The 12288-nt window shown below is 69.9% G+C and carries 12 protein-coding genes; 4 read left to right on the top strand and 8 right to left on the bottom strand.

The window, feature by feature from the left end; genetic code table 11:
• Together dut and coaBC are read right to left on the bottom strand one after the other, a co-directional pair.
• Positions 1-447: a dUTP diphosphatase gene (dut, locus tag YS110_07965; GenBank protein ID UJB64680.1), complete on the bottom strand. Its 447-nt coding sequence runs from the start codon at positions 445-447 to the stop codon at positions 1-3.
• Positions 444-1664 carry a bifunctional phosphopantothenoylcysteine decarboxylase/phosphopantothenate--cysteine ligase CoaBC gene (gene coaBC / locus YS110_07970; protein ID UJB64681.1) on the bottom strand — a complete coding sequence of 407 codons (1221 nt, stop codon included), beginning with the start codon at positions 1662-1664 and terminating at the stop codon, positions 444-446. Before coaBC ends, dut begins: the two co-directional genes overlap by 4 nt.
• A gap of 104 nt (positions 1665-1768) precedes the next feature.
• Between coaBC and YS110_07975 the strand changes: the two genes are divergently transcribed.
• The 4 genes from YS110_07975 to ftsB all read left to right on the top strand — a co-directional run bounded on the left by YS110_07975 (position 1769) and on the right by ftsB (position 5972).
• A complete protein-coding gene (locus tag YS110_07975; GenBank protein UJB64682.1) occupies positions 1769-3418 on the top strand; it encodes a CTP synthase in 1650 nt (549 codons plus the stop codon).
• 4 nt (positions 3419-3422) lie between these two features.
• A complete protein-coding gene (gene kdsA, locus YS110_07980; GenBank protein UJB64683.1) occupies positions 3423-4280 on the top strand; it encodes a 3-deoxy-8-phosphooctulonate synthase in 858 nt (285 codons plus the stop codon).
• A 94-nt stretch (positions 4281-4374) separates the two neighbouring features.
• Positions 4375-5661 (top strand): phosphopyruvate hydratase, encoded by a 1287-nt coding sequence (gene eno, locus YS110_07985; GenBank protein ID UJB64684.1) that lies wholly within the window; start codon positions 4375-4377, stop codon positions 5659-5661.
• A 20-nt stretch (positions 5662-5681) separates the two neighbouring features.
• The gene (gene ftsB, locus YS110_07990) at positions 5682-5972 is read left to right on the top strand and encodes a cell division protein FtsB (GenBank protein ID UJB64685.1); all 291 of its coding nucleotides are present in this window, start codon (positions 5682-5684) and stop codon (positions 5970-5972) included.
• Between the two features lie 73 nt (positions 5973-6045).
• Here the strand turns inward: ftsB and YS110_07995 are convergent, their stop codons facing one another.
• The 6 genes from YS110_07995 to YS110_08020 form a co-directional block, all read right to left on the bottom strand.
• The gene (locus YS110_07995) at positions 6046-7773 is read right to left on the bottom strand and encodes an ATP-grasp domain-containing protein (GenBank protein UJB67398.1); all 1728 of its coding nucleotides are present in this window, start codon (positions 7771-7773) and stop codon (positions 6046-6048) included.
• On the bottom strand, positions 7773-9557 hold the full coding sequence (locus YS110_08000; protein ID UJB64686.1) for a 5-oxoprolinase/urea amidolyase family protein: 1785 nt from the start codon (positions 9555-9557) through the stop codon (positions 7773-7775). The genes YS110_07995 and YS110_08000 overlap by 1 nt, the downstream gene beginning before the upstream one ends.
• A 4-nt stretch (positions 9558-9561) precedes the next feature.
• Positions 9562-10317 (bottom strand): LamB/YcsF family protein, encoded by a 756-nt coding sequence (locus tag YS110_08005; GenBank protein ID UJB64687.1) that lies wholly within the window; start codon positions 10315-10317, stop codon positions 9562-9564.
• Between the two features lie 55 nt (positions 10318-10372).
• Entirely contained in the window at positions 10373-11140 is a 768-nt protein-coding gene (map, locus tag YS110_08010; protein UJB64688.1) for a type I methionyl aminopeptidase, read from the bottom strand.
• Positions 11137-11349, bottom strand: a complete 213-nt coding sequence (locus YS110_08015; protein ID UJB64689.1) for a ParD-like family protein — start codon at positions 11347-11349, stop codon at positions 11137-11139. Before YS110_08015 ends, map begins: the two co-directional genes overlap by 4 nt.
• 156 nt (positions 11350-11505) lie before the next feature.
• Positions 11506-12285: an ATP-binding cassette domain-containing protein gene (locus tag YS110_08020; GenBank protein ID UJB64690.1), complete on the bottom strand. Its 780-nt coding sequence runs from the start codon at positions 12283-12285 to the stop codon at positions 11506-11508.
• Between the last annotated feature and the right edge of the window lie 3 nt (positions 12286-12288).

Here is a 12288-nt window from a genome sequence, read left to right on the forward strand (position 1 = left end):
CTAGTGCTTGCCTGTGGAGCCGTAGCCGCCCTCGCCGCGTTCGCTGGCAGGAAACTCGCTGACCACGTTGAACTGCGCCTGCACCACCGGCACGATGACCAGTTGCGCCAGCCGCTCCATGGGCTGGAGCGTGAAGGCCGTGTCGCTGCGGTTCCAGGCGCTCACCATGAGCTGGCCCTGGTAGTCGCTGTCGATCAGCCCCACCAGGTTGCCCAGCACGATGCCGTGCTTGTGGCCCAGGCCCGAGCGCGGCAGGATCAGCGCGGCGTAGCCGGGGTCTTTCAAATAGATGGCGATGCCCGTGGGCACGAGCTGCCAGGCGTTGGGCGCGAGCGTGAGCGGCGCATCGAGGCAGGCGCGCAGGTCGAGCCCGGCGCTGCCGGGCGTGGCGTAGGCGGGGAGCTGGTCCGCCATGCGCGGGTCGAGGATTTTGACGTCGATTTTCATTTCTTGGTGTCCAGCCGCCGGGCGATTTCGGCAACGAGCTGGCGGCCCAGCGCGGCCTTGCTCGCGCGCGGCAGCTCGCGGTGGCCGTGTTCGTCGATGAGCAGCAGCGCGTTGTCGTCCTGGCCGAAGGTGGCGGGGCCGATGTTGCCCACCAGCAGCGGCACGCCCTTGCGCGCGCGCTTGGCGCTGGCGTGCGCCAGCAGGTTCTCGCTCTCTGCCGCGAAGCCGACGCAGTAGAGCTGGCCCGCGCGGGCGCGCTCCGATTGGGCCACGGTGGCGAGGATGTCGGGGTTCTCCACGAAGGCAAGCTGGGGCATCTGGCCGCTGCCGTCCTTCTTGATCTTGTGCACGGCGCTGCTGGCCGGGCGCCAGTCGGCCACGGCCGCCGTCGCTATGAAAATGGTAGCTTTCTGCGCTTGGCTGGCAACGGCTTCAAGCATGTCTTGTGCCGATTGCACGTCGATGCGGCGCACGCCGCGCGGCGTGGGCAGGTGCACCGGGCCGGCCACCAGGGTCACGTCGGCGCCCGCCTCGTGCGCGGCGCGGGCGATGGCAAAACCCATCTTGCCGCTGGAGAGGTTGGTGATGCCACGCACCGGGTCGATGGCCTCGAACGTGGGCCCGGCCGTGACCAGCACGCGCTGGCCCGCGAGGTGCTTGGGCGCGAAGAAGGCGGTCAGTTCGTCGAGCAGCTCCGGCGGCTCCAGCATGCGGCCGTCGCCAGTTTCGCCGCAGGCCTGCGCGCCGTGGCCCACGCCGAGCACGGTGGCGCCGTCCTGCGCCGCCTGGGCCAGGTTGCGCCGGGTGGCCGGGTGCGCCCACATCTCGCGGTTCATGGCCGGGGCGATGAGCAGCGGCACGCGCTCCACCGGCCGCGCCAGGCACAGCAGCGAGAGCAGTTCGTCGGCGCGCCCCTGCACCAGGCGCGCGACGAAGTCGGCGCTGCACGGCGCGATGAGGATCGCATCGGCCTCGCGGCTCAGGTTGATGTGGGGCATGTTGTTGGGCTCGCGCGCGTCCCACTGCGAGCCGTAGACCGGCCGCCCCGACAGGGCCTGCATGGTCACGGGCGTGATGAACTGGGCGGCGGCCTCGGTCATCACCACCTGCACGCTGGCGCCGGCCTTGACGAGCAGCCGCGCCAATTCGGCGCTCTTGTAGCAGGCCACGCCGCCGCTCAGGCCCAGGACGATGTGTTTGCCTTGCAGTTCATTCATGGTCGCGCAATTTAGCAGACGCCGCGCGGGGCCAAGCCCGCCACCGGCATGGGCCATGCCCGGGGCGGACTTTATAATCGCAATTTCCCACCACCATCAAAGACATGACCAAATTCGTCTTCGTCACCGGCGGTGTGGTGTCTTCCCTGGGCAAGGGAATCGCCTCAGCCTCCCTTGCCGCGATCCTCGAATCGCGGGGTCTCAAAGTCACCCTCATCAAGCTCGACCCGTACATCAACGTGGACCCGGGCACCATGTCTCCGTTCCAGCATGGTGAGGTCTTCGTGACCGACGACGGCGCCGAAACCGACCTCGACCTGGGCCACTACGAGCGCTTCATCGAAACGCGCATGAAGCAGGCCAACAACTTCACCACCGGCCGCATCTACCAGAGCGTGCTGGAAAAAGAGCGCCGTGGCGACTACCTGGGCAAGACCGTGCAGGTCATTCCCCACGTCACCAACGAAATCCAGGAATTCGTGCGCCGCGGCGCCGGCATCGGCACGCCCGACGCGGTGGACGTGGCCATCTGCGAAGTCGGCGGCACCGTGGGCGACATCGAGTCGCTGCCGTTCCTCGAGGCCGTGCGCCAGATGAGCCTGCGCCTGGGCCCGAACAACGCCGCCTTCGTGCACCTGACCTACCTGCCGTACATCGCCACGGCGGGCGAGCTCAAGACCAAGCCGACGCAGCACACCGTCCAGAAGCTGCGCGAGATCGGCATCCAGCCCGATGCGCTGCTGTGCCGCGCCCAGCACCAGGTGCCCGACGAGGAGAAGGAAAAGATCTCCCTGTTCACCAACGTGCCCGAGTGGGGCGTGATCTCCATGTGGGACGTGGACACCATCTACAAGGTGCCGCGCATGCTGCACGAGCAGGGCCTGGACGGCCTGATCTGCGACAAGCTGCGCCTGAACACGCCGCCCACCAACCTCAAGCGCTGGGACGCGCTGGTGCACGAGACCGAGCACCCGCAGGGTGAAGTCAGGATCGCCATGGTGGGCAAGTACGTCGAGCTGTCCGACGCCTACAAGTCGGTCAACGAGGCGCTCAAGCACGCCGGCATGCAGAGCCATGTGCGCGTGAAGATCGACCACGTCGATTCCGAGACCATCACCGACGCCAACGCGGCGCAGCAGCTGAACGCCTACGACGCCATCCTGGTGCCCGGCGGCTTCGGCTCGCGCGGCGTGGAGGGCAAGATCGCCACCGCGCGCTATGCGCGCGAGCACAAGGTGCCCTACCTGGGCATCTGCCTGGGCATGCAGGTGGCCACCATCGAATACGCGCGCCACGTGGCGGGCCTGGCCGGCGCCAACTCCACCGAGTTCGACCCGGCCACACCGCACCCGGTGATCGCGCTGATCACCGAGTGGAAGGACGCCGACGGCACCATCAAGACGCGCGACGCCAACTCCGACCTCGGCGGCACCATGCGCCTGGGCGCGCAGTCTTCCGACGTGCAGCCCGGCACGCTGGCGCACGCCATCTACGGCGACGTGGTGACCGAGCGCCACCGCCACCGCTACGAGGCCAACACCCAGTACCTGGACCAGTTGCGCGGCGCCGGCCTGGTGATCTCGGCGCTGACGCAGCGCGAGCAGCTCACCGAGATCGTCGAGCTGCCGCAGGCCGCGCACCCCTGGTACATCGGCGTGCAGTTCCACCCCGAGTTCAAATCCACGCCCTGGAACGGCCACCCGCTGTTCAACGCCTTCGTCAAGGCGGCCATCGCGCACCAGAAAAAGGCCTGACCCCATGAAACTCTGCGGCTTCGACATCGGGCTCGACCGGCCCTTCTTCCTCATCGCCGGCCCGTGCGTGGTGGAAAGTGAACAGTTGCAGATGGACGTGGCGGGCCAGCTCAAGGAGATCACCGCCTCCCTGGGCATTCCGTTCATCTTCAAGAGCAGCTACGACAAGGCCAACCGCTCCAGCGGCGCGAGCTTTCGCGGCCCCGGCATGGACAAGGGCCTGGAGATCCTGGCCAAGGTGAAGCGGGAACTGCAGGTGCCCCTGCTCACCGACGTGCACACCGAGGCCGAGATTCCCGCCGTGGCCGCCGTGGTGGACGTGCTGCAGACCCCCGCCTTCCTGTGCCGCCAGACCGACTTCATCCACGCCGTGGCGCAGTCGGGCAAGCCGGTGAACATCAAGAAGGGCCAGTTCCTGGCCCCGCACGACATGAAGAACGTCATCGAAAAGGCCCGCGCCGCCGCGCGCGAGAAGGGCCTGCCGGAAGACAACTTCATGGCCTGCGAGCGCGGCGCCAGCTTCGGCTACAACAACCTGGTGAGCGACATGCGCAGCCTCGCCATCCTGCGCGAGACCGGCGCGCCGGTGGTGTTCGACGCCACGCACAGCGTGCAGTTGCCGGGCGGCCAGGGCACCAGCAGCGGCGGCATGCGCGAGATGGTGCCCGTGCTCTCGCGCGCCGCCGTGGCCGTGGGCGTGGCGGGCCTGTTCATGGAAACCCACCCGGATCCGTGCAACGCGCTCTCCGACGGGCCGAACGCCGTGCCGCTCAAGCACATGCGCGCGCTGCTCGAAACGCTGCTGCAGCTCGACGCCATCACCAAGCGAAACGGTTTCCTCGAAGACCGTTTCGACGCCTGAATGCTTGCATTTCGATAGCTGCCAGCGCTTGCCAGACAAGGGCTGGAGCCCGATTTGACTGCAAAGAATCTGAAACCCGCATCAAAGGAAGACCATGAGTGCCATCGTTGACATCGTAGGCCGCGAAGTGCTGGACAGCCGCGGCAACCCCACCGTCGAGTGCGACGTGCTGCTCGAATCGGGCGTGATGGGCCGCGCCGCCGTGCCCTCGGGCGCCTCCACCGGCAGCCGCGAGGCCATCGAGCTGCGCGACGGCGACAAGGCGCGCTACCTGGGCAAGGGCGTGCTCAAGGCCGTGGAGCACATCAACACCGAGATCAGCGAGGCCGTGCTGGGCCTGGACGCCTCCGAGCAGGCCTTCCTCGACAAGACCCTGATCGACCTGGACGGCACCGACAACAAGAGCCGCCTGGGCGCCAACGCCATGCTGGCCGTCTCCATGGCCGTGGCCCGGGCCGCGGCCGAAGAGGCCGGCCTGCCGCTGTACCGCTACTTCGGCGGCATGAACGGCTGCCAGCTGCCCGTGCCGATGATGAACGTCATCAACGGCGGCGCGCACGCCAACAACACGCTGGACCTGCAGGAATTCATGATCATCCCCGTGGGCGCGCCGAGCTTCCGCGAGGCCCTGCGCTGGGGCGCCGAGGTGTTCCACGCGCTCAAGAAGATCATCCACGACAAGGGCATGAGCACCGCCGTGGGCGACGAAGGCGGCTTTGCACCCTCCGTGGAGAACCACGAGGCCGCGATCCAGCTCATCCTCGAAGCCATCGACAAGGCCGGCTACACGGCGGGCGAGCAGATCGTGCTGGGCCTGGACTGCGCCGCCAGCGAGTTCTACAAGGATGGCAAGTACGTGCTCGAAGGCGAAGGCGGCATCCAGCTCACGGCCCAGCAGTGGACCGACATGCTCGCCACCTGGGCGGACAAGTACCCCATCATCTCCATCGAGGACGGCATGGCCGAGGGCGACTGGGACGGCTGGAAGCTGCTGACGGAAAAGCTCGGCGACAAGGTGCAACTGGTGGGCGACGACCTGTTCGTCACCAACACCAAGATCCTCAAGGAAGGCATCGACAAGAAGATTGCCAACTCGATCCTCATCAAGATCAACCAGATCGGCACGCTGACCGAGACCTTCGCCGCCATCGAGATGGCCAAGCGCGCCGGCTACACCGCCGTGATCTCGCACCGCTCGGGCGAAACCGAGGACAGCACCATCGCCGACATCGCCGTGGGCCTGAACGCGGGCCAGATCAAGACCGGCTCGCTCTCGCGCTCGGACCGCATCGCCAAATACAACCAGCTGCTGCGCATCGAGGAAGACCTGGGCGACGTGGCCGAGTACCCGGGCCGCGCGGCCTTCTACAACCTGCGCTGAACGGCATTCGACCGACTGCCATGGTGTCCCGCCTCGTTCCCCTGGTGCTGCTGGCCTTGTTGGTGGCCATCCACGCCCAGTTGTGGACCGGGCGGGGCAGCATCCACCATGTGCAGGACCTGCAGCACGCCATTGCCACCCAGCAGGCGGCCAACGCCAAGGCGCGGCAGGAAAACGAGCGCCTGACCTCCGAAGTGCAGGACCTCAAGGAAGGCCTGGACATGGTGGAGGAAAAGGCGCGCAGCGAGCTGGGCATGGTGAAGCAAGGGGAGGTGTATGTACACATCACCCCGGCAACGGCACAGCGCTGAAATCTTGGACCTGAAATAGCTGCTGGCGCTTGCTGGACAAGCGCCAGCAGCTATTTTTTTGAGAGCAACCCGCTCACTCCGGCAGCACCCGCGCCATGCACTGCCCGGCCTGCAGCACGCTGCCCGCCGCCACCAGGCACTCCAGCCGGCCCGCCCGGGGCGCGGCCACGGCGGTTTCCATCTTCATGGCCTCCAGCACCGCGATCACCTCGCCCGCCTGCACCCGCTCGCCACCGTGCCTGCGCCAGGCCACCAGGCTGCCGGTCAGCGGGGCCAGCACCTCCCCCGGGGCCGGGGCGGCCACCGCCGGGGCGGCGGCAGGGGCTGCGCCGCCGTCCCGTGCCAGGCCCAGCCCCGCAGGCAGGCCCAGGCGCACGCGCTTGCCGTCGATCTCCACATAGGTGCGCAGCAGCGCCGCCGGCGCCTCGGCCCCGGGGCGCGCGGCGCTGTCGAAGCGGGTGGCCATCTCGGTCTCGATCCAGCGCGTGTGCACGCCGAAACCGGCTTGCGCGGTGAACGCCGGGTCATCCACCACGGCGCGGTGGAACGGCAGCACCGTGGCCACGCCCTCGATGGCGAACTCGCGCAGCGCGCGCCGCGCCCGCGCCAGCGCCTGCGCGCGCGTGGCGCCGGTGACGATGAGCTTGGCCATGAGCGAGTCGAAGCTGCCCGGGACGGTGGAGCCGCTGGCCACGCCCGTGTCCAGGCGCACGCCGGGGCCGCTGGGCGGCTCGAAGCGCGCGATGCGCCCCGGCGTGGGCAGGTAGCCCCGGCCCGGGTCTTCGGCGTTGATGCGGAACTCGATGCTGTGGCCGCGCACCGGTGGCGTCTCGGTGAACGACAGCGGCAGGCCGTCGGCCACGCGCAGTTGCTCCAGCACCAGGTCCACGCCGGTGGTTTCCTCCGTCACCGGGTGCTCTACCTGCAGGCGCGTGTTCACTTCCAGGAACGAGATCTGCCCGCCACGGCCGAGCAGGAATTCCACCGTGCCGGCGCCGACGTAGCCCGCCGCCGCGCCAATGGCGCGCGCCGCCTGGTGGATCTGCGCGCGCTGCGCGTCGTCCAGGAACGGCGCCGGCGCCTCTTCCACCAGCTTCTGGTGGCGCCGCTGCAGCGAGCAGTCGCGCGTGCCCACCACCACCATGTGGCCGTGCTGGTCGGCCAGGATCTGCGCCTCGATGTGGCGCGGCCGGTCCAGGTACTGCTCCACGAAGCACGCGCCCCGGCCAAACGCCGCCGTGGCTTCGCGCACGGCGGATTCGTACAGCTCGGCCACCTCGTCCATCCGCCAGGCCACCTTGAGCCCACGCCCGCCGCCGCCCCACGCGGCCTTGATGGCCACGGGCAGGCCGTGCCGGCGGGCGAAGGCCCGCACCTCCTCGGCGCTCTGCACCGGCCCGGCCGTGCCCGCCACCAGCGGCGCGCCCGCCTGCAGCGCGATCCTGCGCGCGGCCACCTTGTCGCCCAGGGCCTCGATGGTCTCGGGGCGCGGCCCGATCCAGGCCAGCCCGGCGCCGATGACGGCGCGCGCGAAGTCGGCGCGCTCGGACAGGAAGCCATAGCCCGGGTGCACGGCGTCGGCGCCGCTGCGCCGCGCCACGTCCAGCAGCCTGGCGATGTCGAGGTAGGTCTCGGCCGGGCGCACGCCCTCCAGTGCCCAGGCCTCGTCGGCCGCGTGCACGTGCAGGGCATCGGCGTCGGGGTCGGCATAGACGGCGACGGAGCGCACGCCGTAGTCGCGGCAGGCGCGGGCGACACGGACAGCAACCTCGCCACGGTTGGCGATCAATACCTTGGCGATCATCCAGACACCTCCTCGAAAAACGGCGCGATGACGTTGAAGCGCACGCTGCAGCCCACCGGAATCTGCGCCGCCAGGCCCAGGTGATGGCTGGCCACGGCGCCGATGACGGGGTAGCCCCCGGTCAAGGGATGGTCGGCCAGGAACAGCACGGGCTGGCCGTTGGCGGGCACCTGGATGGCGCCGTGCACCGTGCCCTCGCTCGGCAGTTCGTCCGTGCGGCTGCGCGGCAGGGGCTGCGCGCCCTCCAGGCGCATGCCCACGCGGTTGGACTGCGGCGTGACGCGCCAGGGCTGGCGCACCAGCCGTGCCAGCGCCTCGGGCGTGAACCAGTCGGTGCGCGGGCCCAGCACCACGTCCAGCACCACCTCATCGCCCGCGCGCGGCCACGGCGGTGGCGCCTCGGCGGCCTGCGTGGCCTGCAGCGCAGCGGCGGGCACGGCCCCCACGGCCAGGCGCTGCCCGGCCTGCAGGGCCGGGGGGCCGATGTGCGCCAGCGTGTCGGTGGCGCAACTGCCCAGCACCGGGGCCACCCGCCAGCCGCCGCGCACGGCGACGTAGCTGCGCACGCCGGCGCGCGGTGCGCCGAGGGCCAGGGTGTCGCCATCGTCCAGCGCCACGCAGGCGTGGCTGGGCACGGGCCACGCGCGGCCATCGGCGGCGTGCAGCGTCAGCGGCACGGCGGCGCCGGTCACGGCCAGCGTGGCCCGCCCGTGGCAGCGCAGTTGCAGGCCGCCGGGCAGGCTCTCCAGCACGCACGCATCCGCGGGATTGCCCACCAGGCGGTTGGCCGCGCGCATGGAAGGCGCATCGAGCGCGCCCGAGGGTGCGATGCCCAGGCCCGCCATGCCGTGGCGGCCGCCATCCTGCACCAGCGTCTGCACGCCAGGTGCTACGACTTCAATAGCTGCTTGCGCTTTATCCACGGGCGCTGGAGCCCGATTTGGCTCTGAGAAGGTGTGAACGAATCCGCCATGCCCGCTCATCCCGCAAAAACGCACGCCCTCGGCGTTGCAAATGCTCGCCATAGCCCGCGCTATGGCTGCGCTTTGCGCCTTGATGGCGCACGTTTGTGCGGCCTGCTCGGGCACGCCGGATTCATTCACACCTTCTGATTCCTTGCACACCGGCAGGCTGACGCGCACGCCCGGCGCGCACGCATCGCGGAACTGCACGCGAAAGCCCGGCTGCACGTAGGCGGGCTCGGTGCGCCGCATATCCCACATGGGCACGCCGGTCACGCCGATGAGCTGCCAGCCGCCCGGGCTGGCGGCCGGGTAGACGGCGCTGAAGCCGCCCGCCAGCGCCACCGCGCCCGCCGGCACGCGCGTGCGCGGCGCGCTGCGGCGCGGCAGCTGGAAGCAGGGGTGCCCCCCGGCCAGGTAGACGAACCCGGGCGCGAAGCCGGCGAACGCCGCCTGCCAGGGCTGGCCGGTGTGGCGCGCGATGACCTCCCGCACGGAAATGCCGAGCCGCTCGGCCACTTCCGGCAGGTCTTCGCCGTCGTAGCGCACCGGAATCTCCACCAGGCGGCCCGGCAGCACGGCCTGGGCCGCGCCGGTGTCCGCCACGGCCTCGGCGGCACGCGCGCGCAGCGCCGCCGCCAGGGCGGACAGCGCCACGGCGCCGCGCTGGCAGGTGACCAGCAGGGTGCGCGCGGCCGGCACCACCTCCAGCACCCCCGCGATGGGCCGTGCGCGCAGCGCGCGGTGCAGGGCCATGGCGTGGGCCAGATCGGGCAGTTCGACCAGCAGCGCGCTGTCGCCGGCGGGCAGGAAGCGCATGGGCTCAATCACAGGCGAATGGCCGCAGCGCCACGCCGGCCTGCGCCAGCCGCGCGCGGATGGCGCGCGCCGCGTCCACCGCGCCGGGGCTGTCGCCATGCACGCAGATGGAATCGGCCTGCACGCGCACGCCGCGGCCGGTGATGGATTCGACCTCGCCGGTCTGCACCAGGCGCAGCATGCGCGCGGCGATGGCGTCGGCATCGTGCAGCACGGCGCCGGGCTGGCGGCGCGAGACCAGCGTGCCGTCGTCGTGGTAGGCGCGGTCGGCGAACGCCTCGGCCACCACGCGCAGGCCGCGCGCGCGCGCCCAGCCGATCAGCGGCGAGCCCGCCAGCGCCAGCAGTGCCAGGCCGGGGTCCAGCGCCAGCATGGCGGTGATGACGTCGCCCGCCTGGCGTTCGTCGTGCGCGATGGTGTTGTACAGCGCGCCGTGCGGCTTGACGTAGCGCACCCGCGTGCCGGCGGCGGCGGCCAGGCCCTGCAGCGCGCCGATCTGGTAGACCACGTCGGCCACCAGCTCGCGGCTGGACGGGTCCATGGCGCGGCGGCCAAAGCCCGCCAGGTCCGGGTAGCCGACGTGCGCCCCCACGGCCACGCCGCGCTGCGCGGCGGCGCGCAGGGTGTCGAGAATGCCGGCGGGGTCGCCCGCGTGGAAGCCGCAGGCGACGTTGGCGCTGGTGACGATGTCCAGCATGGCCGCGTCGTCACCCATGCGCCAGGCGCCGAAGCTTTCGCCGAGATCGCTGTTGATGTCCATCTGGTGTCCTCGTTCATCACCGCAGGTTGCCGGCGCGGTACGGCCTTTTCCGGCCTCAGTGCAGCCGCTTTTCGTCGGCGCGCAAGGTCAGCACGCGCACGCCATTCCCGGTGACGGCCACGGTGTGCTCGAACTGCGCGGACAGTTGCCCATCGCGCGTGACGACGGTCCAGCCGTCGTCTTCGGTGCGCACGGCGTGCCGCCCCTGGTTCACCATCGGCTCGATGGTGAACACCATGCCCTCGCGCAACACCAGGCCGGTGCGCGGGCGGCCCCAGTGCAGCACCTGGGGCTCTTCGTGCATCTCGCGGCCGATGCCGTGGCCGCAATACTCCCTGACCACCGAATAGCCATTGCGGCGGGCATGCCGCTCGATGGCGTGCCCCACGTCGCCGAGCGTGGCGCCGGGGCGCACGGCCTGGATGCCTTTCCACATCGCCTCGTAGGCCGTCTGCACCAGCCGCCTGGCCGGCAGCGGCACTTCGCCCACGAGATAGGTCTTGCTGGAATCGGCGATGTAGCCGTTCTTCTCCAGCGTGATGTCGAAGTTCACGATGTCCCCGTCCTGCAGGATTTCCGCCGTGGACGGAACGCCGTGGCAGACCACGTGGTTGCGCGAAGCGTTGAGCGCGTAGGCGTAGCCGTATTGCCCCTTGCTGGCCGGGCGCGCGTTGAGCTCGTGGACGATAAGGCGCTCGGCCAGGTCGTTGACCTGCATGGTGGACATGCCGGCCAGGCGCAACTGGTCCAGGTGGCCGAACACCTGCGCCAGCAGCCTGCCGGACTCCGCCAGCAGCGCGATTTCCTCGGGCCGCTTGGTCATGTGGCCGCCGCGTTGACCGTTGGGGCCGCCACGCCAGCGGCCCGCAGCTCGCTGGTGACGATCTCGTTGAAACTCAGCGTCGGGTTCATTTCGCACCGGATGCCGATCCTGATCCAGAAGGCCGCCTGCGCGTTGATCGAGCGGCACGACACGGCGCTGGCCTTGCGCAGTTGGTCGTGCAAGTCGTCGTCCAGGTTCACGATGCCCATGCCGTAGAGTCCATATGAAACATATATGAATCATACATTCCGTAGCGCATGGCGCAAGTGCGCCTGCGCGCCATGCCTCGCCCAGGAAAAAATAGCGAAAACCGGCCTGAACCCTTACCAGGAAAGCGCCAGCAGCTATTCTTTCAGAAGCAAAACCTACTTCAGATTCCCCGACAGGAAGCGCGCCAGCCGCTCGCTGCGCGGGTTGGCCATGATGGCGCGCGGGTCGCCCTGCTCCTCGATCAGCCCCTGGTGCAGGAAGATGACGTGGTTCGACACCTCGCGCGCGAAACCCATCTCGTGCGTCACCACCAGCATGGTGCGCCCCTCCTGCGCCAGCACCTGCATCACGCGCAGCACCTCGCCCACCAGTTCGGGGTCGAGCGCGCTGGTGGGCTCGTCGAACAGCATCACCTCGGGCTCCACCGCCAGCGCGCGGGCGATGGCCACGCGCTGCTGCTGGCCGCCGCTCATGTGGTTGGGGTAGGTGTCCTCGCGCCCTTCCAGGCCCACCAGGCGCAGGTACTTGCGCGCGCGCTCCACCGCCTCGTCGCGCGGCAGGCCGAGCACGTGCACCGGCACTTCGGTGATGTTGTGCAGCACCGTCATGTGCGCCCACAGGTTGAAGTGCTGGAACACCATGGCCAAGCGCGTGCGCAGGCGCTGCAGCTGCCGGTGGTCGGCGGCTTCGAGCGCGCCGCCCGGGCCCGGGCGCAGCGCCAGCTCCTCGCCGGCCACCAGGATGCGGCCCTGCTGCGGGCGCTCCAGCAGGTTGATGCAGCGCAGCAGCGTGCTCTTGCCCGAGCCCGAGCTGCCGATGATGCTGATGACGTCGCCCGCGTGCGCGGTGAGCGAGACGCCCTTGAGCACCTCGTTGGCGCCGTAGCGCTTGTGGATGTCGTCCACCTGGAGTTTGACGGGGGAATTGCGGTGCATGGG

The sequence above is a fragment of the Acidovorax sp. YS12 genome (genome assembly GCA_021496925.1).
In the GTDB taxonomy this organism is placed as follows: Bacteria; Pseudomonadota; Gammaproteobacteria; order Burkholderiales; family Burkholderiaceae_C; genus Paenacidovorax.